Below are 25,787 nucleotides of genomic sequence, written 5' to 3'. Positions count from 1 at the left end.
GTTGCTGTTCGCAGGGTGCGACTGGTCGGATCGGTGGCTGGACGTCGCCGTTCTCGACCGGTCCGGCTCCCTCCTCGGGGAGACGCGGATCGTCTACGCCGACAGCCCGGACCCGGTCGCCCGTTACCGGGAGTTCCTGGCACCGCTGGGCCGCAGGTGGAGAGCGACCGTCACCGGGATCGAGGACGTGCACATTCTCTTCGCCCGATCCTTGGCGGCTTCGGGCATGGAGGTCGTCCATGTGGACCCCACCCGCGCTTCCCGCCACCGGGCCGCGTTCGGCACCCCCAAGACGGATCGTGCCGATGCGAGGCTGATTGCCTCGATGACTCGTGCGGGGGAATGCCGCCCGATCGTCCCGAACTCCCCCACAGCAGAGGCGCTTCGGGTGGTAGCGCACGCTCACCGGTCGGCCGTCGCCAGCCGTGCCGAAGCCCTGCACGTGCTGCGGGCGGCTCTCGTACGGATCTGGCCGGCGGCCGTATCGGCGTGGCCGGCCAGTGTTGGCGGCCTGCGCAGTCCCCAGGCGCGAGCCGTCCTTGCTGCCGCCCCTAGCCCCCGGGCGGCAGCCAGGCTGGACCGCAAGCGCCTGGCGGCGCTGTTGACGGCGGCAGGCAGGACGCGGACGGTGGAGGGCGAGGCCGAGCGGCTCCGCCTGCTCTTCTGCCGTCCGGTGATGCTGCTCGACCCCCGTGTGGAAGACGCCGAGGCCGTACGCATCAGACACCTCCTCGCTGCCCTCGACCAGGCCGTTCAGCGGGCTGACGCACTACAGGGGGAGCTGGAGCAGCGCTATGCCGCCCACCGCTATCACCAGCTGGTGTCCCGCGTTCCGGGAGTCGGTACGACCCTCGGCGCCTACCTCCTGGCGGAGATCGGGGACCGGCCTGTCGAGCGGTTCGGTACCGGACGCTCCCTCGCCGCATACGCCGGAGTGGCTCCCGTTACCTGGGCATCCGGCCAGACGGTGCGGGTCGCCTTCCGCCGAGCATCGTCGACTCATCTGCGGAGCACTCTTCACGCGGTGGCCTTCTCCATGGTCAGTCACTCGCCGGGCGCGCAGGCGTACTACCGTCGGCGTCGCGCGGCTGGTGATGCGCACGCCACGGCGCTGAGAAAGCTGGGGCGCAAGATACTTCTGTGCCTTCACTACTGCATGGCCTCTGGCGTGCCGTACGACGACGCCGTCGCGTTCGGCTACGACCCGGCAGCAGCCGATGCTCCCACCCTCCAACGGGAGGCGCCGCTGGACGAGATGGAGATTGTGCGCGCCCGTGAAATGCTCGCCGCCCCAGGCGCCACCGTCACTGCCACGGCACGGGCCCTCGGGGTGAGCACGCAGACGGTCTACCGCCACGTACTCGGCCGACCCCGGCCACGGTGACCGGCCCTCGGCGCGCTCGGTCCGAGAGCGGAGGCGTTCACCGTACGGTGGTGAAGGCCCCCGCTCTCGGCCGGAGCGGGAGAGGCGGGCGGACCGTGGTACGCCCGAAGACAACCCCGGGCCTTGAGCCCCCACGTGGGAATGGCGCCCACGGACCCCGCCCGCCTCACAGCCCCCCACGTTGTCCGCTCACCGCCCGATCAGACGCTCGCAAGCCCGGCCACCCCGAGAGGGGTGGCCGGGCTTGCGAGCTCTTGGGGCGCACTTACCCGGGCAAGGCCATCGGGGCGACGGCAGTCCGTCCAGGTGCCCTGGTGACGCGCCGGTGCCCCCGACCATGCGGTCGGGGGCACCGGCATACGGCACTTCAGCGGGTTGCTGCCGCCTTGGCGAGGGCCTCGTCGAGGTGCTGGTCGACGAGGGCCGGCGAGCCGGAGACGATGACCAGCATGCTGCCGTTACGGATCGCGGTCTGCTTCACCACGGTGTCGCGCCCATCGGCGGAAAAGGTGAGGAGCTGACTCCAGCGCTCGTCCCCGAGCCGGGGCGCGGTCATCCTCTGCGTCGTCACGTCGACCTTGGCGCTGCCGACGAGGACCTGGTACTGCGGGCAGCCGGTCATGGCGTCGAAGATCCGGCCGGTGCCGGTCGAGAGCTTCCCCGCGGTGTCGCTGTACAGCTCCTCGGAGACCTCCGAGGAGCTGCTGGCTGTATAGGTGAAGGTGGCCTTCGCCTTGTGCGGGAAGTCGAGCGAGCCGCCCATGGCCGCATCACCGCCCATGTCGTTCAAGGCGGGACAGCCAAGAACGGAGACGTCGTCGTGCTGGGTGGGACGCTCGGGCTTGCGGGCGTAGCCGCTACCGAGGTCGTGCTCGTCGAGCAGGCGCGTCTTCAGTGCGGTCGACGGCAACGGCGCACCGTGTCCAGCATGGGCCGGCTTACTGCCGCGGGCGGAGGAGGGAGTGGCTGGCTTGGTCCCGGTGTTGTTGGCCGAGCAGGCGGGCAGGGCGAGGAGAGCAGCGGCGGTGACGCCGAGGGCGGCGACGATGCGAACGCGCATGGTGGAACTGACCCCTTGTGCTAGGTGACGGTGGTCAGTACGGGCTCGTGGGCCCGGGGCGTAGGAGTGGGGGTCAGTGGCCGAGGTGCCGCAGGCAGTCCTCGAACGTCGCATGTGTCGCGTCCGCGGGGCCAGCATGGCGGTTGTACCAGGCCGTGTCGAGGCGCGTCTCTTGCTGCTGGTGCCCCTGGCGGCAGCGCAGCCAGATCTGGTCGCGGGTGGAGAGGATGAGCCAGTCCCGGTACGCACTGCACTCGGCGCAGGCGATCATATCTCCGTCGAGGACTATTGGCTGTGGCCAGGGCATCATCCGGCCGTCGAGCTGGTCGTGGCTCGGGATGCGCAGCTCCGGCGGGAGGAAGTCGTCCACGACCGACGCCGGCTCGCAGGACTGTGGTTCGGCCGGTATTCGTTCGGCCTCTGGGGGCACCAGGCCCTCCAGCTGCGCCCATGCCTCGTCATGCAGGCGCCGCATCTCGTTTGTCTCCGCACGGCGGCGGCGTATCCGGTGAAACACCGTGGGGCCCTCCCTCGTCGTGTCCTGCTCGCTTCATGATCGTGCCTCAAGTTCTTGACCTGCTTCAATTCACAAAGTCCACAGTCGCTGTCATCCGCGCCGGTGCCCGGACCGTCCCGGTGCCCGCTGTCCTGCCGGGTGTGGCGAGCGCTCTGCTGCGTGCGCGTCGGCCGTGCCACTGGTGTCGGCGGGCAGGTCCGCGGTCTGGCGCAGCCGCCAGACGAGGACGTCCGCGACGGAGTCTGCGGTGCCGAGTTCCCGTCGCCCGGCGGCGTCGGTGAGGAGGCTTGCCGGATCGTGGCCGGCGGCTTCGGCGTCGGCGAGGGTGGCAGCGAGCGCGTACCAGCCGGGCTCCGCGAGGATCTGTTCCGCCAGCTCCGGCAGCGCTTCGCGCAGCACAGACGTCTGCCGCTGGACCAGGGGGCCGCCCAGGCGCCGCCTGCCGCGCTGGTAGAGCGTGCCAAGGGGGTGGGCAGCGGCGGCTTGGTAGGCAGAGCGCAGGTGCTCGGCGGCCTGGCGGGCGGCTTCGGCCTGCTGAGCGTGGCCCTTCTTGGCGTGCCAGTGCATGGCGGCGGTGATGAGGAAGACCAGCATGTCGATCGCCATCGCGGTCGTGGCGCCGTCTTCGCCTCGGCCGAGGGCGGGGCCGCCGTTGACGAGGTCGCGGGCGGCCTGCCGCAGAGCCCGGTCGTGCCCGCGTTCGGCGCGGATGTGAGAGCGGGAGGCTCGTTCGAACTCGAAGGCAGCGTCGCGCAGTTCATGGCGGGTGTGGGCGGCGGAGGTCTTCGCGAGCGCGTCCAGGACCTCGCCGGTCGCCGCGATGTGTGCTGCGGCGACCGCATCGTCGCCCTGCTCGACGATCGGGAGCGCTGCCCAGGCGGCCGATGCGGTCCGGCGACGCGCGGCAGAGGGGTTGTTGTCCGGGGTCGCACGGCCGGGAGTATCTGGCGAGGGAGCCGGGTCGGGGTGGTCGGCGGACCAGCGTTCCCGGATCCGGGGCAGGGACAGGTCGGGGGCGAGGCGCACACCGGGGTAGAACACGGGCTCGCCGTCCTTGTTGAGGTCGTCGGGCAGGGCGACCTTGTAGCCGAGCAGGTCGCCGGAGGGGGCTACACGCCTGCGGATCAGCAGGCCGGCGGCGGCCAGCCGGTCGAAGAACTCCGTCTCGCCCGCCGCGCCGGCGACCGCGCGGCGCACGGTTTCGCGCAGCTCCTCCCGCGCGGTGCGCTCGCGGCCCTGCCGCTCGGCCTTGTGACGCTCGGCGCTGGTGGGGCGCTTTGCTGCGGTGCCGTCGCCCGTGTTGAGACGGCGCAGGCCCAACTCGGCTTCCAGGAGGCGGGCTTCGTCCTGGACGCGGATTGCGTCGTTGTTGAGGCGAGGGCGGTAGCCGTCCTCGCGTACGACGGTGGCGACGATGTGGATGTGGTCGTCGGCGTGCCGGACGGCCACCCACCGGCACCCAGCCCCCTCCTCGGGGTCATCGATGCCAGCGGCAGCGACCATACGGCGGGCTACGTCCCCCCACTCCTCTTCGCTCAGGATCCGGTCGTCGGGCCCGTTGCGGACGGAGAGGTGCCACACGTGCTTCTCCGGTCGTTCCGCCTGGTCGACGTTCTCGACCGGCTGGTCCAGGAGTTGTTGGAGCTGCTTGAGGGTGGCAGTGTCATCCCGGCCGGGGTCGGGTGCGCAGAGGTCCCAGGAGGCAACCAGGTGCGGGTCGGTGTGCTCCTCAGCCTTGCCGGGTCCGTATAGGTAGAAGAGGATGCCGATGGTGCGCTTCCCGCGCTTGTGGATCCTGGGGACCATGGCGGTGTCGGCCTCAGTTCTGCTGGAGGAGTTGATCGGTCGCATCCTGGACGCGCTGCACGGCACGGTGAGTCGCGACGAGGACGGCGTCGAGTTGGGCAGGCCAACCACCGGAGTTGAGTGCCTTCGCGGCCTGATTGAGGTTGTTGCCGACCTGCCCGAGATGCCGGCGCGCGGCGAACAGTTCAGCAACCAGCTCGCGATGGCCAGCGATGACGGCAGCCGTGTTGTCGAGGTCGTGCGCGGCGGCAAGACCGCTGCGGGCGAGGAAGGCGGGCAGGCTGGTTCGCGTCGTGGTGGCGGCAGCGGTGAGCACCGTCTTCTCGGTGTCATTGAGACGGACATAGATCACGTGCACGCGCTTGTCGCCGCCGGACTTCGGTGAGCGCTTGCGCACGGTCTTCGTGGCGCCGCGGCGCTTGCGTCGCGACGGCTGCTCCTCCGGCTGCGATCCGCCCTCGGTCGCTGCCGCCCGGACCTGCGCCCCCCGGTGCTGGTCCGGCCCCGCCACCCTGGGGGCGGGGTGCCCCGAGGCCGTCTTCCCCGACGGGGAAGACGGTCTTGGGGGATAACTTGCTGTGCGACGTGAGGCCGCACGCTCGGAAGTGAGGTCCGTCTTGTGGAGAGGTTCATGCATGACAATTCCTCCGGATTAGTGTCTTGGAATCCGTCCCCGCGCTCACATGCGTCGCTGGTAACGGCGGGGTGTGAAGCTGAGCGTTCACGCCCAAGGGCGCCTCGGCCATCGAGGGGCCACAGGTAAGGGGAAGGCTGGACGGGCGAACACGTGTGAACCCCCGGTTAATGCCTCGTCATATGTACCCCCTGCGGATGGCTCGCTTTCGGCAGGGCAGGGCCCGGTGCTGCAAGGCACAGGCGGCTTTCGGTGCAAGCAACACCGTCAGTTGGACACCGCTGGCCACGGGGTAGAGGGGGCGCCCACCCCAGCCGCATCTTCAGCGTGCGGAACACGGAAACCCTGTTGGGGTCCGGAAATGACCGGGCGACCGGAAGTGACCGGTAATCCGACCGCGAGGGAGGACCAACTCCCCAGCAGGAACAGGATGATCCAAGAAGCGAATGCCGGTAGGCCGAAAGGTCAGGGGAAAACGTCAGGGCGGTCCTCTCCGCTCGTCCTGACGCATAACCCGCCGGATACGGGTCCTGGTGGCCCGGCCCGAAAGGGAGCCCACGTGGATCAGGTGAGCCTTTGAAGCGCCAACGCGAAGGCGCCGGAACCGAAGGATAAGTTGGATGCCGGAGGCGTGCATGAGTACCACAGTGGCAGTCGGAACTGCCCGCGTGCCCGAGGTGAACGGACCGGAGGACGTATCGGTCGAATGGCACAGCATCGACTGGGCCAGTTGCGATCGGAACGTACGGCGGCTGAGGCAGCGGATCTTCAAGGCATCGAAGGATCGGGACCTGAAAAGGGTCCGCAACTTGCAAAAGCTCATGCTGAGAAGCCACAGCAACACGCTGGTGAGCGTGAAGCGGGTGACCCAGCAGAGCAGTGGTCGCATGACCGCTGGCATCGACGGGGAACGGGCCCTCACCCCTGCGGCGAGGGGGCGGATGGCGGCCGAGGTCCATCGGTCGCAGGTCCCGTGGAAGGCCCAGCCGGTCAAGCGTGTGTACATCCCGAAGGCCGATGGGAGACAGCGCCCGCTCGGGATCCCGGTCATGCGTGACCGGGTGCTCCAGGCTCGCGTGAAGAACGCACTGGAACCTGAGTGGGAGGCGCGGTTCGAGCCGAAATCGTACGGTTTCCGGCCCGGACGCAGCTGTCAGGATGCGATCGCGGCCATCCGCTCCTACACCAGGGGCAGGCTGGCCAAGCGCCTGTGGGCGCTGGACGCGGACCTTCAAGGCGCGTTCGACCGCATCAGTCACGACCACCTGACCGCCATGATCGGGCAGTTCCCCGCCAGGGATCTCATCCGGGCATGGCTGCGGGCCGGCGTGATGGAAGGCGGGCGCTGGGCGCCGACCGAGGAGGGAACTCCTCAGGGCGGTGTCATCAGCCCGCTGCTGCTGAATATCGCGCTGCATGGGATGGAACAGGCCGCGGGATTCCGCCTCGACGGGCGCAAAGGACGCGAAAACTGCGCCCTGCCCGGGGTTCCCGCGCTGATCCGGTATGCCGACGACTTCGTGGTGCTGTGCCACAGCGAGGAGGAGGCATATCGGGTCAAGGAGGATCTGGTGAACTGGCTTGCCCCCAGAGGGCTTCGCTTCAATGAGGCGAAGACTCATGTCGTGCACCTTTCCAAGGGGTTCGACTTCCTGGGGTTCACCGTGCAAAGGCACGATGACAGGGTGGTCATCAGGCCGAGCAGAGCGGCTTGCAACAGGCTGCGGAAGCGGCTGCGGACCGAGATGCACGCCCTTCGGGGCGCGAATTCCGGTGCCGTGCTGAAGAAGTTCGCCCCGATCGTTCGGGGTTGGACGGCGTACTACCGCAGCGCGGTGTCTCATCGGGTCTTCTGCTCGATGGATTCCTACATGTTCAAACTGCTCTACAAGTGGGCGAAGCGCGGCCACGAGAACCGCTCGGGGCTGTGGATCAAACGCCACTATTTCGGCAGGTTCAACAAGTCCAGGCGGGACAACTGGGTATTCGGTGACCGCACCAGCGGCGCGTACCTCCCAAAGTTCGCCTGGACCCGTTACGTCAGGCACATTCCCGTTCAAGGGGCTTCGTCTCCGGACGACCCGGCCCTTGTCGGGTACTGGCGTACCCGCCGCCGCCTCAAAGCGCCGCCGCCGATGGACAAGTCCAGCTTGTACCTGGCATTCCGGCAGAAAGGGCTCTGCCCGCTCTGCCGACAGGCGCTGATCGACGGAGCCGAATACGAACCGGACAGTCCACGTGAGTGGATCGACTGGTTCGCGGCGTCGAAGAAGATGCTCAACAAGCACCACTTCGTTTACCGCAGAGACGGCGGCACGGATCAACGGACCAACCTCCGCCTGGTACACGCCGAGTGCCACCGCCAGCATCATGCGGGTGACAGCAAGCGGACTCCCGGGTAGCCCATCCGGGTGATGCCCCTCGGGGCTTGCTTGAGCCGGATGCGGTGAAAGCCGCACGTCCGGTTCTGAGGGGGCCGGGGCGCAGTGATGCGCTCCGGCTACCCGACCGCCCCGAGACCGAGTTGACGGCGCGAGACGGTTCCGGGGTGGAGGGGGACTGGTTCGGGTTCGTCACTGTTCACCGCCCTGTGTGCCGTCGATGATCTCCAGGATTTCGAGGACGAAGTCGAAAGCATCCTCCGTGTCGGTCAGATGATGGATCTGGTGATCGGGGCCGATCTGGACGAACCACTGTCCTTCGGGGCCGTCGACTGCCGAATGGATCAGTCCGTACCGCAGGAAGGTGTGCAGGAACGCCCAGATCAAGCGGTCTTCGAACTGTTCGGGAGCGGTTGCGTGTGTCATGGCGATCTCCTTCGTGGAAAGGGGGCGGTGGCCCGGTGTGGAGCCGGGCAACCCTTGGCGGGTCAGGGCTTTGAGCTGCTGCTTTGTGGTTTCAGCCGCACTCGGGGCAGCGCCCGACGTGGCCGCTGAGAGCCCGGGCCATCCGCGCCTTCGCCGATGCGGCGTGCTTCGCGCTGGACTTGGCCGCCGGCCGCCCGACATGGCGCTTTGAGTGAGCGGTCAGGAAACCGATCTCCCGCTCGTACTCATCGCGGAGAGCAGCGAATCGGGGGCAGGTCTTCATCGGGTGTGGCTCCTTGCTGTCGTGCTCGTCTCGCTGCGCAGTTGCTGCAGGACGAGGCTCAGTCGGTCATTCCGGCCACCCACGAGGCCCTCGCGCCGGAGGATCTCCCGCAGCTGGACCCGGGTTACGGTCTCGTTGCCGTCCCGGTCGAGCAGGGGCGGGACGTGGGGGCGGAGCTGCTGGACGAGTTGCTCCACGGTTTGCTCCGGCCCGCGCGGAGGACGCTGCGTCTGCGGACTGCGGGACCGGCTACCACGGGTTGTGGTCCTGGGGGTCGGCTTCCGCCGGAGGGGCACCTTGTGTCCCTGGTCCCCGGTCCCGGTGTTGGTCTCCGGTCCTCGGTCCCCGGTGGGCGTGGTCCCGGCGTGGTCCCCGGTCTCGGTGTTGGTCTCCGGTCCTCGGTCCCCGGTGGGCGTGGTCCCGGCGTGGTCCCCGGTCTCGGTGTTGGTCTCCGGTCCCCGGTCCCCGGTGGGCGTGGTCCCGGCGTGGTCCCCGGTCTCGGTGTTGGTCTCCGGTCCCCGGTCCCCGGTGGGCGTGGTCCCGGCGTGGTCCCCGGTCCCGGTGTTGGTCTCCGGTCCCCGGTCCCCGGTGGGCGTGGTCCCGGCGTGGTCCCCGGTCCCGGTGTTGGTCTCCGGTCCCCGGTCCCCGGTGGGCGTGGTCCCGGCGTGGTCCCCGGCCCCGACCTGGTCCCCGGTCCCCGTGTGGTCCCCGGTCCCGACCTGGTCCCCGGTCCCGACCTGGTCCCCGGTCCCCGTGTGGTCCCCGGTCCCCGGTCCCCGGTGGGCGCGGTCCCCGCGTGGTCCCCGGCCACCGATCGATACGGTGTCACTGGGCGGGCTGCCGGTGGGGACCGTGGTGCGCTGGACCTTCGGTGAGGGGACCGTGGCGGCGGGCTTTTGGTCGTGGAGCGGGGACCAGGGGGAGGGCAGCGGGACCGTGGCGAGCGCGAGTGCGTGCCGGCGGGCGGCGAGCTGGTCGAGCAGCTCAGCGCGCTGACGGGGGTCGGTGCCGACTCCTGCCCGTCCGATTGCCTTCGACAGCCGCCGCGTGAGTCCTCGGCCTCGCCAGCCTTGCTGCTGCTTGGGGGTGCGTTCGGCGAGGCGGACGACGAGGGCGACGGCGCGTGCCGTGGCGCGGTCTGCGGTGATCTGCGCAGCGTCGCGATCTCGCGCGGCGATGCCAAGGCGGGACAGCAGTCGTTCGCGTGCCTCCCGCCCCAGGACGGCGAGCAGGCCGTGGGAGGCGGCGCCTGGGGTGCGCAGACGCAGTTCGATCCCCATCGCCTGATGCCAGAGCATCGCCGCCATGATCGGGCCGACGAAGGCGCGGACCGTACCGCCGATGGGGCCGCTCTCGGCATAGGCAGGGACCACCTGCACGCCGGTGATGACCCAGACCAGCGTCCCGGGCAGCCCGGGTGCCCCCTGGACCGCCAGATTCTGCCGGGCCATCAGCGCGGTGGCGAACAGTGCGAGTTCGGCTGCCGCGAACATGCCGATCCGCTCGCCGACGCCGGCCATGTCCAAGAAGTCGGCGGCGAACCGCCAGCTTGTGTCGGCAGAGTAAGCGGTGCATCCGACCGCAGCGAGAGCGGCGACCTTGACTGCCGGGCTGCCGAGACGATTCGGCGTACGCGCTTTCCGGCGGCGGGCTGCCCAGCCGGTCAGGGCCAGGGCGAGGGCGGCGACGGGAATGCCGATGGCGAGGAGGAGGGATGGGTCCGGGGCGGCACCGAGGGGCAGGTGGGTCAGGGTCATGCGGCCTTTCCGAGAGGGGCGCCCGTCGAGGGCGAGGTCACTGGGCTGGACACGGGCTGCTTCGTCTCGGGTTTGGTGGGCGTGGGCCGCCTGGTCGCCCGGGGGTTCTGCGTCCGCTTCTTCTTGCGGCGGGGCACGCCGAGGGTCCGGTCGCGGTCGAAGACCTTGAGGGCTGCTTGCCGCAGTAGGTCACGGGCGTGCTTGTGGCCGATCTGCAGGGCGGCGGCGAGCCGGTCGGTGTGCCAGCCCCGGACGTAGGCGTGGTTGATGACGACCTGGCGTTCGGACTCGGTCAGGTGCACGTCGCGTCCGTTGAAGAACGCGATCACGCGGCTGTAGTCGAGGCGTTGAGGTAGTCCGTCGTGCCAGGGGCGCCGCTCGGCTTCGGTCAGCCCGCCCCAGACGCCTTCCTTGAGGCCGTTCTCCAAGGCGTAGTTGAGGCAGTCGCGGCGCACTGGGCACCAGCCGCACAGCTCCTTCGCCTCGGCGATGGCTTCGTGGTCCCTGGGGAGCGGGAAGAACACGGCGTCGGCGTCCTCGACGTCCATGCCGTGGCACGCTCCGCGGGTGTGCCAGCTGGTGTCGCCGATGCTGCGCAGGCCGGTGGCTGGCGCGTCGTGGGTGGTGATGTGGCGCAAGGGGGTCTCCGATGTGCTGCCGCGTCGGCCGGTCGGGTCCGGTGGTGGATGGACGCGGTGTCGGGGGCCGGCTGCGGCGCAGGGCGGGCGCCGCAGCCGGGGATGGTGTTGTCGCGTCGGGGCACCGGATGGGGTGCACCGACGGGGCGGTCGGTCAGGCCAGGGCGGGCTGGACCTGCTCGGTCTCCTGGGCCTGCCGGGCGGCGGCGAGGTCGAGGCGACCAGGGTGGGGGGTGGCTCGTGGTGCGGTTCCGCGTGCGCCGCCGTCGGGGGCGACCCGGCGGCGGCGGCATGGCTCGCCGATCTGGGCCTGGCACCACTCGCACCTGACGCTGAGGGCATCGGCCTGGCCCTGGGCGACAGCCGCCTCGCGCGCCGCACGAGCGGGCCGGTAGGGCGCGAGGGCGACTCGGGCCTCTGGCGGTATGCAGGAGCCGTTCTTCCGCAGCCGCGCCTTCAGGTCGGGGTCGAGCTGGCTGCTGGTGATTGCCCGGTACTGCGCGGGCTGAGCGCTGCCGGCCGCCACCGCGCGCCGGGTGCCGACCAGCTCGGCGGTCCAGGCCGCCTGGTCGTCAGGATCAGCCCCCGGCGTTGGGTCGGTGTGCCGGGCCAGCCGGTCGCGCCGGTAGCTCTCCCACGGGCGGGCGATGTCCGCAGGCAGGACCTGGTAGGGCGAGACCCTGATGTGCTGCCGGGCGGCGGCGCGGGCATCCCAGCCGTGCGGCGTGGTCATCGGCACGTCGCCGAGCAGCTCGTGCCACGTGGCGAGCTGGTCGCGGGCCTCGCCCTTGTCGGTGCGGATGGTGCGGGGGTCGAGTCGGCCGATGTAGGCCAACAGGGCGGCGAGTTCGCGGCGGTCCATGGCTACTCCGATCCGGTCGGCTCGTCGAGGGCGGCGAGCAGGGCTGCGGTGTGGGCTTCGGCGCGGGTCATCCCGCTCGGCTGGGCGGGGCCGCTGCCGGGCACTGCGTAGAGCTGCGGGCCGCCTGGGGCGCGCTCTCTGGCGATCCAGGAGCGCCAGTCGGCAGCCCAGGCACCCGCCGACCGGGGCTTGAAGTCGGCGCGGTGGGCACGCCACTTCGCGTCGGCAGCGGCGAGGCCCTCTTGGCCGAGGCGGTCGAGGTGGCCTTGCTGGCGGGCCCAGGTGTGGGTGTCTGGGTCGACCTGCCACTCGCTGGCCGGGGTGACGGCGGTACCACTACTGCTGTACCTACGGTTCACCTTCGGTTCACTACGGTTCTGGGGACCGGTTTCCGGCACACCGCTGTGCCGGTTTCTGGCACGTCGCTGTGCCGGTTTCCGTCGTGAGGTACCGGATTCCGGACCTGCCGGATTCCGGACCGTGCCGGGGGATTCCGGTACCTCGCGGGGGCGGATTCCGTACCGCCGCAGAGCCGATATTCGGAGCGCCAGGCTGGCCTCGGGCTCGTCCGGCGACGAGTTGTCGCCGTCCTGCTCCCTCATGGCCTGGGCCATGGCCTTCGCGGCGAGGGGCAGGCGGTATACCGTGCTGCGCTGCGGGCCGACCAGGTCGTCCAGCTGCTCCAGTTCACCGCTGGCGAGCAGACGGTCGAGGGCTTCGCGCACGGTGGACCGTGAGGCGTTTGTGCGCTTCTCCAGGCTGGTCAGGGAGGCCCAGGCGATGCACTGCTCGTCGGTCACTCGGTCGGCGAGCGACAGCAGGATCAGGCGCCCAGCTCCCTTGCTGGAGCTGTTCTCCCACACCCACTCGCGGGCGTCGATGCTCATCGGCCGCTCCCGCTCATGGGGCGGGGCCGACGGTTCGCCGAGGCCGTGCTGGGGTGCTCCGGCGCGAAGCAAAGTGGCGCCGAGATGAAGGTTTCTGCCGCGCAGGCCAGGTGGGATGGCCCTTTGCGCTGGGCAGGAGGCATGCAACAATCCCCTTGCGTGTTGCCACGCTGACGCGCCCGGTGGAATGGGATCAGCGTGGTGATGGTGGGCAATCTCCGCCCTTGCCGGGGCGGGTTATGCCGTTAAGCGTTCGGCGTCCGGGAGTTCCCGCTCTCGGGCGCCGCCGCTGTATGCGGACCTACGACGTCTGTCGGTACCTGCCGTGCTCCTCGCATTCGTGCTGCCGGGCGGGGCGCCCGGGGATGACGAACATACGCACGGGACCGTGTCAAGATCCAGAGTTGGTTCTTAATCTCTGTACTAGTTGCAGAGCGTGAGGAGCGGAATGCAACGTGTTCTTCCGTTCATGCTCGATGGGCTCGGTCCGGTCGGCGGGCGCGATCAGCCAGTAGGCTGAGGCGAAAAACGCCAAGACGGATGCCGAAGCAGCCCCCTCACCTGCCGTGATGCACAAAACCTACGCTAGGTGGGCCTGTGCATCAAGCGCGGGTAGACTGTCCCCGTCGATGGCCGCGATCCAGAAGGAGAGTGCAGTGCCGGTTCGCCAATTCGATGGTCGGCGCGTCCTGGCCGCACGGCGAGCCGCGAAACTCCAGCGAAACGAACTGGGGCGCATGCTCGGCCTGAGCAAGGATTCGATCGGTGACTGGGAACGGTGCGACAGCGCCCCCTCCCCTGAGCGCCTGCCGGCCCTCGCCGAGGCCCTAGGGCAAGACCTCAATGTGCTCTTCCCACGACTCGGGCCGCCGGATCTAAAGGATCTGCGCTGCGACTCCGGACACACCCAGGCAGAGGCGGCGCGGGCCCTTGGCATCAGCCGTCTTCCCCTGAGCAACGCCGAGGCAGGTACCCGTCGGCTCAACGACGACTACGTCCAGCCCCTTGCCGACCTCTACCGGGTGGAGGTCGAAGTGCTGGAGGAAGCGCAGGAGAGATCCTTCGTCAAATCCGGCGCCCCCAAGCCAGAAGATCGGCCGCCTCAGACCCTCGGCGAGAAGATCACCAGCTTCCTTCAGCGCAAGCCGCTCTCAGACGGGGAAATCGCGGACGCAGTCAACACCGCAGCAGGCTTCCCTGCTGTCGATGCGGCGGGCATCTTGGCGCTGCGGACGGACAGCCAAGAGTCCGCAGAAGTCCAGGCCAGTCTGCCCCCCGACAGCCTTTTCGCGGGGCTGGGGGCGGCCTTCGGCGTCCAGCCGTGGTTTTTCGCGGACGGGGAAGAGGTCGAGCGACAGATCCTGGACCGGCTGGAGTTCCTGAGCCTCATGCGCAGCGAAGGCGTAAGCGTGGCTGCCCGCGGCGCCAGCGAGGGAGTCTCGGCTGCCATGCTGGCGACGCTCAGCGAGGTCCTTGTACGCCACGAGAGCGCACCCCGCCCCGAAGAGGGCTAGCGTTCAGCTCGCGTCGGTCGACTCCAGGAGTGACTGAGCCCTCCGGCACGCCGTAGGCGCCCGAACAACGGGGCGCCGCAGCCTGGCTCTCGGCCCCCCCGAAGCGAAGAGACCGAATCGCCCCGGCCTGTGACGGCCTCGGCTGATCGCCGGTCCTGGTGGCCACCCCGCCCGATCGAGTCCTGGCCAGATGGCCGTCGCAGCTCGGCATTCCGGTGCTGTTCAGGCTGAGTGCGCCTCACACCTGCCCTGCTGGTGCCAGCAGGGCATGCCAGCCTCGGCAAGCAGCTCCTCCGTCTCCTGCGGGCGGATTCTGGCGTAGACGGCCTGCACTCGACGCAGCCAGGCAGCCTCGCCGTTGGCAGTGCCGAACGGTTTCTCCGGCAGGGGCTCGGCCGGCGCCGTGGAGCGGCAGCCGCGGGTGGCAGAGGCAAGCGCGGCTTTGATCCAGTGAGCCTCGGCGGCCGGATCCGGGTCGGAGTGGCTGAAGGCTGCCTCTTCGGCGGCGGGCCACAGGTCGGGCGCTGCGTGGTGCCGTAGGCGATTGACGGCGTCGCCGATTTCCTGGATCCATCCGTCCAGCCGGACGTCCAGAGGGGGAGTCAGGCGAGTCATTTCCCGGAGGCGGGTACCAGCCGGCTGGAAAGTGATATCGGGAAAGGTTTCGGTCAGCTCACGTCGAAGGGTGTGCAGGGACCACAATGACCGCCAGGTTCGCAGGCGGTCAGCCACTACGTTGGTGGTAGGAAGGCTCGCCCCAGTAGCGAACAGAGTCGCGGCCAGTACGTTGAACGCGTTTCCCAGGATCTCGACGGTGTGGTCGACGCTCGCGGGGGTGGGTATGAGCATCGCAATCCACATGTACGTCAGGCGTACTACTGCGTACAGGGTGTAGAGCCAGGTCGAGGCGGCGCCAAGGGCCAGTCCGAGGCGGAAGACTACTGTCTCAGCCCGGAAGGCGACATGCGTCCACTGGTAGGCGACGGTCCAGGCGGATGCCCCCAGGTAGAGGTAGTAGCAGGTCATGAAGGACGCCGCTCCCCATTCGCCGGCGTGATCGGCGGCGAAATCCGCGCTGGGCTGCCTCCGGTCAATGGCGAAGAAGAACAGCAATAGCATCGTTGGAACGACAACGAGGATCGATCGCCTAGCGACCCGGGCAACCTTCCGCGAGATGGCGATGTGTGTCGGTGCGTCGTCTCCGGCGAGCGAGTAACTGGTCACGGAGTAGTTGAGCAGTGAGAGGCAAGCTGCAATGGAGACCAGATACTTGAACAACGCGTCGAAGTCGACTACGCCAAGCTGCCCCAGCGCTTCCCTGAATGGGGGGAAGCGAGTCCACAACGAGGCGGCGAAGCCAGCACTGCAGCCCCACAGTGTGCGACGGAGGGGGTCCCCGTATCGGAGGGCGCCTGGCAGACGCCATATCGCTACGGTGGTCATCGCTACGGAAACGGCGAGAATCAGATATTCCAAGGAAGGCCCTTACGGCAGGCGCCCACGCGGCGGTGCCAGCGGGTGCGTGAGGCTTGCTTCCATCACGCTGATGAGATCGGTCCCGAATGTTGCTTGCTTGCGCGCAAGGCGCTTGATGAGGGATGCGGAAAACTCTGCCTGGCGCTCCTCGTGGCTTTCGTAGTGTGCTCGTGCCTGCACTACCGGATTCTCATCTCGGACGTCGGAGAGGAAGGTTTGGAAAAGCGGGGGGAGGAGTTGCTCTTCCTCGTCACGTGAAAGGGATTTCCCGTGGCCAAACCACAAGTGGGCCAGTTCGTGGATGATGACGTGTTCAGTCTGATTTGGCGTGGGGCGCGACCGGTAGAGGATAAAAGTCGAATTCAAGCGCTCTACGGTGACGCGGAGACCGCAAGCCGTCCGCATGTCTCCGTGCGCATCCGCCACGGGCACGAGGTGGATTTGGCATCCGCGTGCCGTCTCGATCTCGGCGACGAGTCCCCTGAGGCTGAAAGGGGATGGGATGGGGAGGTCGGCCAGCTGGCGTTCGCAACGCTTGCGCAGCAGGCGCATCTCGCCAGCCAGGCGCGAGAGCCCCATCACTGCACCTTTCGATGGACTTGAGCGTCAGATCCCGACAGCTTCCATGGTCGAGCCCATGTAACACCTTGAAAACAAAAGCGGAAGACCTGGTTCCGCCTCGGGATGTGGGGATGAGCATAGATCACGCGAGTGAACGTGCTCGCTGTGATCTCTCATCGAGCCGCGCGCCGCCTGTAGCCCCGACCGCCATTTGTGTGGGGGGAGTTGGCGAGTTCGCGGCCCGCCCAGGACTCCTTCGAGTGGCTGGAAATGTGCGCTACGCCTCACTCGATTCAGGGGCCATCTACTTGCCTACATCGGGCATTTGTCGCCCTAAAGCCCGATCTGGGGTGCACGTTATTGGACTAGATCTTCACGTCGGAGGTGGAGTGAGTGGCGCGGTATCGTCCATCAACATGAAGTTTTCGGCCGATGCCCTACTGTTCGACAGTGACGAAACGATCGTTTCGTCTATAAAGTCGGTTTTCCGGTGCTGGTCGCAATGGGCGGACGCTCATGGCCTCACAATCGCGGAGATCATGGAGGTCCAACCGCACGGCAGGCCCGCCGCAGCCATCGTGGCCGACCTCCTGCCGGCCGACGAGGTCGCTCCGGCACTGGCTCTCCTCGAACAAGCAGAGGTCGACGACGCCATCGCAGGAGGGGTTGTCCCCATCCCAGGCTCGCAGGAGCTGTTGGCATCGTTGCCGGTAGACCGCTGGGCCGTGGTTACCTCCGGCACGCGCCGGGTCGCGGACGCGCGACTGGCCGCCGCGGGGGTGCGCGCGACTCACGTCATCACGGTGGATGACATCACCCACCACAAGCCCGACCCGGAGCCCTTCCTTGTCGCGGCGGAGCGGTTGGGCGTCGATCCCCAGCGCTGCGTAGCATTCGAAGATGCCCCGGCGGGGCTTGCGTCTGCGCGTGCGGCGGGGATGGCCACCGTGGCTATCACCACGACCCATGACGCCAGTGCCCTTGATGCCGACGTGGTGATATCCGACCTGTCAGCTGTCACCACCTGCGCCACTGACGCTGGCGTGGAACTGACCATCGCCGTCTGATGCGTCGGGACGCCCTCCCTGTCGCTGCGGCTGGGCGTGCTGACTGGGTCTGAGAACTGCATGGTGAGGGGCGACTCTCGGTCGCCCCGACCTCCGGCCGATTCGCCACAGTAAGACGCGGACGCTAACTCCGCATGCCGTTAATAGCGGTCACGAAACATGGCCCAGTTTGCGGAATCGTGCCTTCAAGTCGAAATGGATATATGCCGAATCCCGTTGGACTGGCAAATGGAGGTCTCGGGGACCTGGCGGAAAGGTTCTACACCGATCCGGTGGAGAGCAACCTCCAGCGTGGTCCAGCGGCTTTGGGTGCTTATGGCGAGGACCCTGAGGTCCGCCGGGCTGCCACAGCTGAGGTGCTGACCGCAATCGTTGATCAAATTGGACAGCCGACGTGGTACGGCGGATCGTCAGCAGGCCCCGTCATACGCTGGCGCGACGAGCACCGAACCGTGATGCTGGCCCGCGGCGTTGAAGGGTTGCAGTTGTCGGTTCGACGCACAGCGGAGCTCGAAGGCATGCACCAGGCGGGGTTCGAATGTGTGCAGGCTGATCCGGCGTCGTACTTCCGCCAATTGCCGTACCTGTGGCGGCTTAGTCCGCAGGGGAAGGCCGATGCGCTACCCGCCCTTCCAGCCGTGCCGACAGCGCCGGACTGGTGGTGGCTGGAGGAGTCGCTAAAGGCGCTGCTGCGCTCGTGGTGGGAGCAGTTGCCGGCGCAGATCGGACAGGACGTCGCAGGCTTCAACATCGTGCCCCGCGGGGAGCGCGAGGGCACGTTCAGCACACTGTCGATCCTGTGCTCGCAGACCGACGGCGTTATGTTGCTGGTAGACGACCGAGCGGTCCGCGGCGGCACCCCGAGCGAGGTCATGGCCGGGAGGGGGTGGCGCGACCGGATCATGGGCTGGTGGCAACGAGACTTCTGCGGCCTCGGCGCCGAGGGGCCGGCAGCCGCGGCCCGGATGGCGGTGGCGGAGGCGCGTTTGCGCGGAGTGCTCTCGCCAGCGGACCTCGGGATAGCGGAGGTCAGGTGCGAGGGGGGCGGCCATTTGGCGCTTCCGGGCCTTGCCCTCCATCTCTGATCCCGGGTGGTGTCTTGTAGCGCGGGCCCGGGGTGGGAGCGATTGTCCCCGGGCCGGCGCAGCCCCTCCCTGCGGGCGGCACCGGCATAAGGGCACGGTGTGAAGAGCGGCCTTGGAGCCTGTGACTAACCTATCCTCGCTTCAGCGCTGGGTGCGCTGGCGTCTTCGTGAATCGCGGTCAGGTTGTGGAGATGCAGCGTTCGATCACGGCGGGCAAGTCGTCCTCGTTCAGCGCGAGATGATGGGCTGGCTCGGGGTCGTTGAGGTGCCGCTTGACGACGACCTCGTACAGGTGAGCGCGCTGGTCGTCCGCGTAGTGCTCGGTCAACTGATACCAGTGCAGCAGCACGCGCCACGTGTACCGCTGTGGGCCGGGGCTGGCCTGCCAGTCCAGCTCCAGGTGATGGTGATGGTGGGCGGCGGCGATGGTGCGGCGCAGCTCCTGCGGTACGGCCTCGGGATTGGTGGCCCGGGACAGGAGCTCCGCGAGGTCCTCCTCGCAGGTTTTTGCTGGCGGGTGCGGAGCATTCCATCCAGGGGGCGGGCCGTCCTTGAGCGTCCCTTCTGGGCGGCGCGGCCAGCTGAGGTCCGAGCATGGTTTCACCTGGTCCGCGTCGATGCGTTCGGTGCCCTCGACGTCGTCGAGGTCGACCACGTACCCGGCCGGCCCGTCAACGGATTCAGCGTCATCGTCGAAGTACCAGCCGACGTCGCGTACGTACCCGCGGTGCCCGTTGAATGGACCGGAGGTGACCTCGACCCGGTCGTGGGTGTGGTGGCCACGGCATTCGGTGATGATCGTCCGCTGGACCACGCCTGCCGCCCAGTTCGTGCACACTTCCAGCGCGGGGTCGGGCAGGCCGGTGCCGATGCCCCGGCTCATGCCGCCCCATCGGGGCTCCGGCGCATCCGGCACCCAGTCGCCGTGCGACTCGTGCATCACGGGCGGCTGCACCAAGGCTGACCCCATCGGGGCGTTCGGGTCCCAGGTCCGGGTGAGCCAACGCCAGCACTCGGTCACCGGATCGCCGGGCGGCGCGGTGCGGGCCACGTTGTGGCCGGCACCCGGTAGCACGGCGGTGACGAGGGCGTGCACGCGCTTGTCGTCGCCGAGCTGCCACAGCACCGTCTGCCAGCTGATCTTATGGACCGGGCGGCCGTCCCGCAGATGAAGTGCGTAGAGCACCATCGCGACGATGCCACGCATCGCGACGTCGTCCCAGCAGCTCTCATCCATCCCACCGGCTCGCTTGGCCGCGGTCGCGTTTGTGGCGCGACGTACGGAGTCGTCCCACGGACTGGAACTGTGAGTGTGAGAGGGCATTTTGGACTCCTGTCGACCGGTCGGGCCGTGAACCTAGAGACGGACTATGGCCTAGGAACTTGCGGGTTCCTGCGGCCCGCCTCGGCCTGTGCGGGTTTCTCTGTCAGAAGCGGATGGGGTAGACCGAGTTGAGGATGCGGCCGAGGCCGGCCACCAGTGCCGGTTCGCGGCGATTGCTGAGCACACCGGCCGGCCGGTCGAAACGCAGGTGCCGCCAGAGCGCCGCGACGGGATCATGCTGGGCATCGAGGTCGTGTCCGAGCGCTTGAAGCCGTGCGCCCCACCGCTGCGGAACCTCACTGGCCTCCTTGGCGGAGTCGTCCGTGGTGTTGGCGGGCATGAGGCCGCGGACGTCATCAACCCCGACCTGTTCGACACCGGAGCCCGACTCGCGGGAGAGGATGTACAGGGCGAGGGTCAGTGCCGCGCAGCCGTCGCTCAGGTTTCCATCGCCCACGCGATAGCCCTTGAACCAAGGACCGGCTACTTCCATCGTGCGGGTCCAGGCTGCCTGCCATGCCTCCGGCCCGCCCTCGTCCTGCCATGCCTGGAGCCGGTCCAGCACGGGCTGCCGACTCGGTGCCCAACGGTCGCTTTCCTGCTTCAGGTCGGCCACGAGGTCGCGGACTTCCGACTCCAGACGGTGTCCGTCCGGGCTTTCCTTGACGCCTGGGGTGGACAGCGCGTACGCGACCTGGAGAAGGAGGAGGGCGAGCTTGCGGCCGCCGTGCCGCTTGGGCAGCTTCGGGCGCAGGACCGTGGTCAGGGCCTGGGCGAGGTCTTCTCCTGTCAGGTCGATCGCTTCGACGAGGGCGACGTCCTTGTCGTCCGGGCCGAGGTACCAACTGGAGGTACGGGAGTTCGCCTCCTGCTTCTGGTACTCGGCCACCAGTGGCATCAGGCGGCGAGCCGCGTAGGCGGGGTCTGCTTCGCACAAGATGAGCCGTTTGAGGAGACGGCGGCCCAGCTCGCTGCCGGGGGCGTCGTCCTGGGGAGACATCACCGTGACGCCGCAGCGGCAGTGCAAGGTGAGGGGGTCGCCCCAGCGGCCCTCGACGAGGAAGTTGGCCTGATTGCCGCAGGCCGGGCACGCCAGGGTCTCCAGGCCGGTCTCGTGGTGGTAGTTGGGCTCGCTGATGGTGGAGTCTTCGGAGATGGTGTCGTTCCAGCGGGCCGCGTTGGCATCCCACCGCTCCAGGAGGATCCAGCCGACATTGATCTGCCAGGTGTGGTCTTCGGGGTAGCCATCCGGGGCTCCTTCGACCGGTTCGTCCTCGCTGTACCCGTTGTAGGGCAGGGCAACGCGTCGTCCTTCTTCAGCCGTGGGCGCGGCCACCTGGGCGCGGGTGTCCCCGTTGATCGCGGCGGCCCGGTGCGCGAGGGTGCACTGGTGCTCGACCTGACGCAGGCCGTGCGGACAGTCGGCAGCGTGGGCGGTGACCGTGAGCCGGGCGAACTGGCGCAGTTTTGCGAGGAATCCGGCATCAGCTCGTGCCAGGCGTTTGACGGGCACGGTGATGTCGTCGATCTCGGGCGGTGCCGCGTACAGCCGCAGGATGTTGCCGACCTGCTCCGTGTCCTTCAGAGTGGGGATCGCGCGAGTGAAGACGAGGTCACGGATCCCTTCGACGGAGAGCCCATCCTGGATGGCTTGGTGGTGGAGCACCGAGCCCAGCAGTAGCCCCACGGCGTCGGTGCCGTCGTGCGGCAGGCCCACCTCCCGGCGCGCGAGGTGGTGTTCCTTCCAGAGGTCCGAGAATTCGCCGGCCGCGAGGGGGGTGGTCTCGAACCACCACTTGACCATCAGCGCGCTGAGCCCGAAGCATGCTTGCGACAGGGTCTGCGCGGTATTCAGGCCCTCCTCGTTCGCGACCATCAAGTGTCCGACCAAGAGCTCCAGGGCGGTGCTGGCGGCGCTCCGCCGCTCGGCGACCGTCAGCTGCTCGCACTCCTCGAACAGCGGCTCAGCGGCGGTCACGGCCCGAACAAGGCGCCGGAGTTCCGTCGAGCTCGGACCGGACCCATCGTCATCGTCGGTCATGAACGATGGCAACTCACCGCGGTAAACGCGGAGCGCGGTCAGCCGGGAGACCTCTACAAGGCGTGCCACGCAGACCGAATCGGCAGCAACCTTGCCCAGCAGCCGGTCCACGCACCCGGTGCAGCCCTTGATGGCTGCCGCCATCAGCTCACCGAGCAGTTGCTGGTCGACTGGTCGGCCGTCCGAGTCCGTCGATCCGCCCGGCAGTTCCACAGGATCGTGCTGGTGTGTTCCCACGGTGCCCCTCTCGCCCCGATGTCACCTAGCCGCGGATACGGGACGCTGCGCCCGGCCGTCCACGGTACGTGATCGGCGAGGTACTGCGACTGCTCATCGCGGCTGATCCCACGCTAGCGATTGGCGGCCTGCCCACAAGAAGGAGCCCGGGTTCTCGGGCTGAGGGGCCTTGGCGCGACCGGGATGTGCCGCGCCGGACTACGGATGTCGGCCCATGCGACCAGCAGGCTGGCAGCTCGGCCGACCTCATGCACCACGCTGACCTCGGTGAAGAGAGCACTTGGTGGTCCACCGCGGCCGGTCGCTCAACAGCGCGTTGGTCAGCTCCCGTGCGTCGGTGAACTCGACCCGTTGGATCAGCATGTGCTTTTAGCCCCCACGTATGGATCACACACCGCAGCACACCGCGATGACGAAATCGATTGTGCACGGTAGCGTTTCAGCAGGTCACCCGCGGCTGCAAGGAACCTGGTCAAGCCCCCTTGGGGCGTGGCCGTGCTCGCTGGCCGTCGGCTCAGGCCGGTCTTGTGCTGCGATACATGCAGGACCGGGCGGCGCAGTTCCCCGGCCATGAGCTCGACAGCGCGCGGCTCCGGGCTGCCGCCGTCACGATCGCGTCCGGAGCGCCGAATCGGGGCACGCAGGCCAGCAGCACATCAACGACACAGGATTGCGCTGATCAGCACAACTGCGGCCCGGTGCTCGACGCACCGGGCCGCGACCGCTCAGGATCACGTCAGATCAGGGGATTCGCGCCGATCGTCACTTCTGCGTTGGCCAGCATTCGCGCGATCTGGATCGGAAGGTTTCCGAACTCCTCCATGACGACGTCAAACGGGTCTACATGGCCGGCTTCGCCGTCATGTGCTGTGCCTTCGATGATGTAGCGGAAACCGCGCGGTGTCGTCTCGTCGTCCAGGACCTTCCAGGACGCCCCGTGCTCGCGAATTCCGACATCCGCCACATACGAGGCCAGGTCATTGTGCAGGGTCACCCAGTCATCCTGCTCGAATTCGTCGAGCGGGAGCTTGGATACGTAATCCTGCAGCGGGCCGATGAGGATCAGCGCGTCCTGCTCGTATTGCTCGGCAGGGACGTTGAGCATGTCGGCGATCCCGAGCACATTCTCGTGCGCGTCCTGGGCCCATTGTTCGAGGTTGGCCCGCGCCTGGTCTGCCTCGGAAATCTGCATTCCTTCTCTCCCTAGTGGTGTTCCACGAATATGATACCGGCTTCCTTGAGGTATTCGCGCAATTCCTGTGAAGGTCCTGCGTGAAGAAATACCCACCGCGGGTCGAATCCCGGGTCCATTCTTCGCAGCGCCACGTCTTTGTGGATCTGTTCCTTGATGTGCTTGCTGAGCGGCACCTCGACATGCTGGGGCGCATGCTGGCCGGGGGCCACCTCGACCATGCGGTACTGCTGGTAAGTCTTCACCTCGACCCCGAGTGTCCGGCCGTCGGGGAGCGGGACGGGTACGTCGACCTTCCGCCCGCCAGTGGCGGTGACGGGGTACTTGGGGTCCTGATTCGTGGGGACGGGGTAGTGGGTCTCGGACTGGCCGCCGTACATCTTCCGTACGTGGTCTTCCCCTGTGGACCAGCGCTTGCGCTTGTCGCGCATCTTCCGCACCTGCTCTAGCGAGGGACCGCCGTTGCCTTTCGCTAGCTGCCCTCGCCGTGGAGGTGGCGGGAGGGCGGGGACCTCGTCCCCGTTCCCCGTGCGGAACATGCGGGAGGCGGAGCCACGCGGCAGGGAACCGCCGCCGGGCAAGGCGAATCGTGGGGCACCGAAGCCCAGGGATTCGAGGTGTACCCCGTCGAAATTCCTGAGCACGGTCTTGAGCCCGCCGGCTCTCGCGACAGCTCGCGCTGTACGGGCCGCGCCTCCGACGGCGCCTCCCATGAGGACACCAGTGACGCCCGCGTCTTTGATCTCGGCGAGGTTGATGCCGTGCTGATCGCCCAGCAGATTCCTTCCGCCCTGTGCGACGACGACATCGACGGTGATCGCTTCGAGGCCGCCGATGGCAGCGGTCGCCAGGACCGTCCCGGCGATCTCGGCAACCGTCGCCGACACAGCGACACCGGCCGCACCGGCTGCCGCGGCGATGGTCTCGGCGGCACCAACGGCTGCGACCTCGGTGATTCCTCCGGTGAACACAGCCAGTGCAGTACCGGCAACGAGGACCGCGCCGGCGATCTCCAGTTCGTGCTTGATTTTGCTTTTGGCCTCGGCGATCTGGTCAGCGAACTTGTCCAGTGCTTTGGCCATGTCCCGGGCTGCGGCGGCCACATCGTCGAGGTAGCCCTTGCCGCCACCGTGGTAGCGCCGCCAGAACTCCCCGAACGCCTCGATCGACTGGCCCTTATTGTTGTCGATCACGTCTTGGGCCCGCTTGTGGCAGGCCGCCGTGCAGTCCTCGACGTCGTCGGCGAAGGTGCGCCAGGCTCGGGCGGCTTCCCGGAGTTCGTCCTCGTCCCCCTCCGGCCACCACATGCCGGTGAGGTCCTGCACGACCTCCTTTACCTTGTCGGAAGCGCTCAATGCGGACCTCCGCGGCCGCCGTCCTTGAAGCCGGAGGCGCTGGAGCGGTCGGCCTCCTCATGGTTGTCTGCCATGTCCTTCATTGATTTCTGGATGCTCGCCAGCCCCTGGACCAGTGCACGGGCGGCGCGATCGATCTGGTCGCGATGCGGGGTATATGCATCCCGGAACTTCTGCCCCTGCTCGTCGTCTCCCCACGGTGAAGCAAGCGCAGCCAGCGAGTGCTTGAGCTTTTCCGTGGCCTTCTGCAGCGCCACTGACTCCCTGTGAAATGTTGGCGCTGCAGTTTTCAGCTGGTGCGTGTCTATATTGAAGCCAGAAGCGGCCACAGACTCCCCCCTTGAAGGTGTAACTTGATCACCTTCCAACCTACAGGGAGGGGCTGACAGCGCCCCAGGTGCGATCAATCCCCCGTCTCACAAGGGGCTTGATCCAGCCAATTCGCAATAGCCTGGACGGCCGACGAGTTGCGCCGCAGTCGGCGAGGTTGAGGAAGTTTCGTGGATGTTGGATCACGTTCGACTCGATCAGGACAGCGGGCTCGCTTTCTGCGAGCGGCTGGAGGAGCATGGAGTAGCCCAGCCAGAGCCCGGACCCAGGTACGTCGTCGAGGCCAGCGAAGCTCCCTGCGGGGCAGCGGGGAGGCGGCATGGCAAGGCGATGCTGCATACCGGCTGGAAGTGCTTGACGGCTGCCTGGCCAGCACCGGCCTGGGATGGCACGAGCACGCCTGAACGTGCGCTGGCCCAGGCCCCAAAACGTGTGGCAGCGACAGGGGCAACGGCCCAGGATGGCGACGTGATTCAGATTCGCACCGCTTCCTCAGGCGATGTCGCCCTGCTCGCAATCCTCAACCACGTCGTTCATGACCTGCACAAACGACACCGCCCCGACCTGTTCCTCGAATCCCCGGAGCCGGATGCCGTCGAAGTCTTCTTCCGAGCTCAGATAGCCGACCCATCAGTTACCGTGCTCCTCGCCGGCGGGACCGAAGGCCAGCCCCTCGGATACGCCCTCGCCCGAATCAAGAACCGGCCCGGCAGCGCTCTGACACATTCAGACGTCATCGTGTCTCTGGACCAAATCGCCGTAGTCCCCGATGCTGCCCGTGGTGGTGTCGGCGCGGCACTGCTCGAAGCCGTACGGGAAGTGGGACGCGCGGCAGGCTGCCGACGCGTCGTGACAGACGTCTGGTACTTCAACGAGGGTGCTCGTGCGTTCTACCAGGCCGCAGGCTTCAACCCGATGAACGTGCTCCTGGAGCAGTTGCTCTGACTTGGAAGCTTGGCCGGCCCGTCCC

General features: G+C 68.0%; 23 protein-coding genes. 6 read left to right on the top strand and 17 right to left on the bottom strand.

All coding sequences use genetic code 11. The annotated features are described in order from the left end of the window. Position 1 precedes the first annotated feature (1 nt). Positions 2-1,384: an IS110 family RNA-guided transposase gene (locus STRNI_RS11310; RefSeq protein WP_277411158.1), complete on the top strand. Its 1,383-nt coding sequence runs from the start codon at positions 2-4 to the stop codon at positions 1,382-1,384. 367 nt (positions 1,385-1,751) lie between these two features. Here the strand turns inward: STRNI_RS11310 and STRNI_RS11305 are convergent, their stop codons facing one another. The 4 genes from STRNI_RS11305 to STRNI_RS11290 all read right to left on the bottom strand — a co-directional run bounded on the left by STRNI_RS11305 (position 1,752) and on the right by STRNI_RS11290 (position 5,278). Continuing rightward, positions 1,752-2,444, bottom strand: a complete 693-nt coding sequence (locus tag STRNI_RS11305) for a hypothetical protein (RefSeq protein WP_277411157.1) — start codon at positions 2,442-2,444, stop codon at positions 1,752-1,754. Positions 2,445-2,517: 73 nt separating this feature from the next. Next, entirely contained in the window at positions 2,518-2,919 is a 402-nt protein-coding gene (locus STRNI_RS11300) for a hypothetical protein (protein ID WP_381845834.1), read from the bottom strand. Between the two features lie 132 nt (positions 2,920-3,051). Continuing rightward, positions 3,052-4,767, bottom strand: a complete 1,716-nt coding sequence (locus STRNI_RS11295; RefSeq protein WP_277413233.1) for a relaxase/mobilization nuclease domain-containing protein — start codon at positions 4,765-4,767, stop codon at positions 3,052-3,054. 13 nt (positions 4,768-4,780) lie between these two features. After that, entirely contained in the window at positions 4,781-5,278 is a 498-nt protein-coding gene (locus STRNI_RS11290) for a MobC domain-containing protein (RefSeq protein ID WP_277411155.1), read from the bottom strand. A gap of 758 nt (positions 5,279-6,036) precedes the next feature. On the opposite strand from STRNI_RS11290, the gene ltrA reads away from it, so the two are divergent. Further along, positions 6,037-7,803, top strand: coding sequence for a group II intron reverse transcriptase/maturase (ltrA, locus tag STRNI_RS11285; protein ID WP_277411154.1), 1,767 nt, complete (start codon positions 6,037-6,039; stop codon positions 7,801-7,803). 171 nt (positions 7,804-7,974) lie between these two features. On the opposite strand, the gene STRNI_RS11280 is transcribed toward ltrA, so the two are convergent. The 6 genes from STRNI_RS11280 to STRNI_RS11255 all read right to left on the bottom strand — a co-directional run bounded on the left by STRNI_RS11280 (position 7,975) and on the right by STRNI_RS11255 (position 12,635). Further along, positions 7,975-8,208, bottom strand: a complete 234-nt coding sequence (locus STRNI_RS11280; RefSeq protein WP_277411153.1) for a hypothetical protein — start codon at positions 8,206-8,208, stop codon at positions 7,975-7,977. Positions 8,209-8,299: 91 nt separating this feature from the next. Then, the gene (locus STRNI_RS11275) at positions 8,300-8,491 is read right to left on the bottom strand and encodes a hypothetical protein (RefSeq protein ID WP_277411152.1); all 192 of its coding nucleotides are present in this window, start codon (positions 8,489-8,491) and stop codon (positions 8,300-8,302) included. Next, positions 8,488-10,248: an ICP22 family protein gene (locus STRNI_RS11270; protein ID WP_277411151.1), complete on the bottom strand. Its 1,761-nt coding sequence runs from the start codon at positions 10,246-10,248 to the stop codon at positions 8,488-8,490. Before STRNI_RS11270 ends, STRNI_RS11275 begins: the two co-directional genes overlap by 4 nt. After that, the gene (locus tag STRNI_RS11265; protein WP_277411150.1) at positions 10,245-10,886 is read right to left on the bottom strand and encodes a WhiB family transcriptional regulator; all 642 of its coding nucleotides are present in this window, start codon (positions 10,884-10,886) and stop codon (positions 10,245-10,247) included. The genes STRNI_RS11270 and STRNI_RS11265 overlap by 4 nt, the downstream gene beginning before the upstream one ends. Before the next feature lie 154 nt (positions 10,887-11,040). Then, the gene (locus tag STRNI_RS11260) at positions 11,041-11,748 is read right to left on the bottom strand and encodes a zinc finger domain-containing protein (protein ID WP_277411149.1); all 708 of its coding nucleotides are present in this window, start codon (positions 11,746-11,748) and stop codon (positions 11,041-11,043) included. A gap of 2 nt (positions 11,749-11,750) precedes the next feature. Beyond that, positions 11,751-12,635, bottom strand: a complete 885-nt coding sequence (locus STRNI_RS11255) for a helix-turn-helix domain-containing protein (RefSeq protein WP_277411148.1) — start codon at positions 12,633-12,635, stop codon at positions 11,751-11,753. A gap of 629 nt (positions 12,636-13,264) precedes the next feature. Here STRNI_RS11255 and STRNI_RS11250 point away from each other — a divergent pair. After that, entirely contained in the window at positions 13,265-14,149 is an 885-nt protein-coding gene (locus STRNI_RS11250; RefSeq protein ID WP_159482657.1) for a helix-turn-helix domain-containing protein, read from the top strand. Positions 14,150-14,371: 222 nt separating this feature from the next. On the opposite strand, the gene STRNI_RS11245 is transcribed toward STRNI_RS11250, so the two are convergent. Both STRNI_RS11245 and STRNI_RS11240 read right to left on the bottom strand, forming a co-directional pair. Continuing rightward, positions 14,372-15,625 carry an MAB_1171c family putative transporter gene (locus STRNI_RS11245; protein ID WP_338149728.1) on the bottom strand — a complete coding sequence of 418 codons (1,254 nt, stop codon included), beginning with the start codon at positions 15,623-15,625 and terminating at the stop codon, positions 14,372-14,374. A 9-nt stretch (positions 15,626-15,634) separates the two neighbouring features. Continuing rightward, on the bottom strand, positions 15,635-16,204 hold the full coding sequence (locus tag STRNI_RS11240) for an ImmA/IrrE family metallo-endopeptidase (protein WP_277411146.1): 570 nt from the start codon (positions 16,202-16,204) through the stop codon (positions 15,635-15,637). A 398-nt stretch (positions 16,205-16,602) separates the two neighbouring features. On the opposite strand from STRNI_RS11240, the gene STRNI_RS11235 reads away from it, so the two are divergent. Further along, positions 16,603-17,253, top strand: coding sequence for an HAD-IA family hydrolase (locus tag STRNI_RS11235; RefSeq protein ID WP_109896529.1), 651 nt, complete (start codon positions 16,603-16,605; stop codon positions 17,251-17,253). A 272-nt stretch (positions 17,254-17,525) separates the two neighbouring features. Then, positions 17,526-18,338, top strand: coding sequence for a hypothetical protein (locus STRNI_RS11230; RefSeq protein ID WP_277411145.1), 813 nt, complete (start codon positions 17,526-17,528; stop codon positions 18,336-18,338). Between the two features lie 178 nt (positions 18,339-18,516). On the opposite strand, the gene STRNI_RS11225 is transcribed toward STRNI_RS11230, so the two are convergent. From STRNI_RS11225 to STRNI_RS11205, 5 genes are all read right to left on the bottom strand, one after another. After that, positions 18,517-19,575, bottom strand: a complete 1,059-nt coding sequence (locus STRNI_RS11225; RefSeq protein ID WP_277411144.1) for a hypothetical protein — start codon at positions 19,573-19,575, stop codon at positions 18,517-18,519. A 190-nt stretch (positions 19,576-19,765) separates the two neighbouring features. Continuing rightward, on the bottom strand, positions 19,766-21,940 hold the full coding sequence (locus STRNI_RS11220; protein WP_277411143.1) for a hypothetical protein: 2,175 nt from the start codon (positions 21,938-21,940) through the stop codon (positions 19,766-19,768). Between the two features lie 736 nt (positions 21,941-22,676). After that, positions 22,677-23,132 carry a hypothetical protein gene (locus STRNI_RS11215; RefSeq protein ID WP_277411142.1) on the bottom strand — a complete coding sequence of 152 codons (456 nt, stop codon included), beginning with the start codon at positions 23,130-23,132 and terminating at the stop codon, positions 22,677-22,679. Between the two features lie 11 nt (positions 23,133-23,143). Beyond that, complete coding sequence (locus STRNI_RS11210; RefSeq protein ID WP_277411141.1) at positions 23,144-24,487, bottom strand: WXG100-like domain-containing protein; 1,344 nt, start codon at positions 24,485-24,487, stop codon at positions 23,144-23,146. Continuing rightward, positions 24,484-24,816: a WXG100 family type VII secretion target gene (locus STRNI_RS11205; RefSeq protein ID WP_277411140.1), complete on the bottom strand. Its 333-nt coding sequence runs from the start codon at positions 24,814-24,816 to the stop codon at positions 24,484-24,486. The genes STRNI_RS11210 and STRNI_RS11205 overlap by 4 nt, the downstream gene beginning before the upstream one ends. Before the next feature lie 175 nt (positions 24,817-24,991). Between STRNI_RS11205 and STRNI_RS11200 the strand changes: the two genes are divergently transcribed. Beyond that, on the top strand, positions 24,992-25,762 hold the full coding sequence (locus STRNI_RS11200) for a GNAT family N-acetyltransferase (RefSeq protein ID WP_277411139.1): 771 nt from the start codon (positions 24,992-24,994) through the stop codon (positions 25,760-25,762). Positions 25,763-25,787 lie beyond the last annotated feature (25 nt).

This window comes from Streptomyces nigrescens (assembly GCF_027626975.1).
In the GTDB taxonomy this organism is placed as follows: Bacteria; Actinomycetota; Actinomycetes; order Streptomycetales; family Streptomycetaceae; genus Streptomyces; species Streptomyces nigrescens.
This window is presented reverse-complemented; position numbering and strand designations above follow the sequence as displayed.

What these genes read in the sequence shown, in the direction of transcription:
- STRNI_RS11305 (WP_277411157.1), bottom strand. Translation starts at nt 2,444, where the DNA reads ATGCGCGTTCGCATCGTCGCCGCCCTCGGCGTCACCGCCGCTGCTCTC.
- STRNI_RS11300 (WP_381845834.1), bottom strand. Translation starts at nt 2,919, where the DNA reads ATGCGGCGCCTGCATGACGAGGCATGGGCGCAGCTGGAGGGCCTGGTG.
- STRNI_RS11295 (WP_277413233.1), bottom strand. Translation starts at nt 4,767, where the DNA reads ATGGTCCCCAGGATCCACAAGCGCGGGAAGCGCACCATCGGCATCCTC.
- ltrA (WP_277411154.1), top strand. Translation starts at nt 6,037, where the DNA reads ATGAGTACCACAGTGGCAGTCGGAACTGCCCGCGTGCCCGAGGTGAAC.
- STRNI_RS11280 (WP_277411153.1), bottom strand. Translation starts at nt 8,208, where the DNA reads ATGACACACGCAACCGCTCCCGAACAGTTCGAAGACCGCTTGATCTGG.
- STRNI_RS11275 (WP_277411152.1), bottom strand. Translation starts at nt 8,491, where the DNA reads ATGAAGACCTGCCCCCGATTCGCTGCTCTCCGCGATGAGTACGAGCGG.
- STRNI_RS11270 (WP_277411151.1), bottom strand. Translation starts at nt 10,248, where the DNA reads ATGACCCTGACCCACCTGCCCCTCGGTGCCGCCCCGGACCCATCCCTC.
- STRNI_RS11260 (WP_277411149.1), bottom strand. Translation starts at nt 11,748, where the DNA reads ATGGACCGCCGCGAACTCGCCGCCCTGTTGGCCTACATCGGCCGACTC.
- STRNI_RS11255 (WP_277411148.1), bottom strand. Translation starts at nt 12,635, where the DNA reads ATGAGCATCGACGCCCGCGAGTGGGTGTGGGAGAACAGCTCCAGCAAG.
- STRNI_RS11250 (WP_159482657.1), top strand. Translation starts at nt 13,265, where the DNA reads ATGGCCGCGATCCAGAAGGAGAGTGCAGTGCCGGTTCGCCAATTCGAT.
- STRNI_RS11240 (WP_277411146.1), bottom strand. Translation starts at nt 16,204, where the DNA reads ATGGGGCTCTCGCGCCTGGCTGGCGAGATGCGCCTGCTGCGCAAGCGT.
- STRNI_RS11235 (WP_109896529.1), top strand. Translation starts at nt 16,603, where the DNA reads ATGAAGTTTTCGGCCGATGCCCTACTGTTCGACAGTGACGAAACGATC.
- STRNI_RS11225 (WP_277411144.1), bottom strand. Translation starts at nt 19,575, where the DNA reads ATGGATGAGAGCTGCTGGGACGACGTCGCGATGCGTGGCATCGTCGCG.
- STRNI_RS11215 (WP_277411142.1), bottom strand. Translation starts at nt 23,132, where the DNA reads ATGCAGATTTCCGAGGCAGACCAGGCGCGGGCCAACCTCGAACAATGG.
- STRNI_RS11200 (WP_277411139.1), top strand. Translation starts at nt 24,992, where the DNA reads ATGTTGGATCACGTTCGACTCGATCAGGACAGCGGGCTCGCTTTCTGC.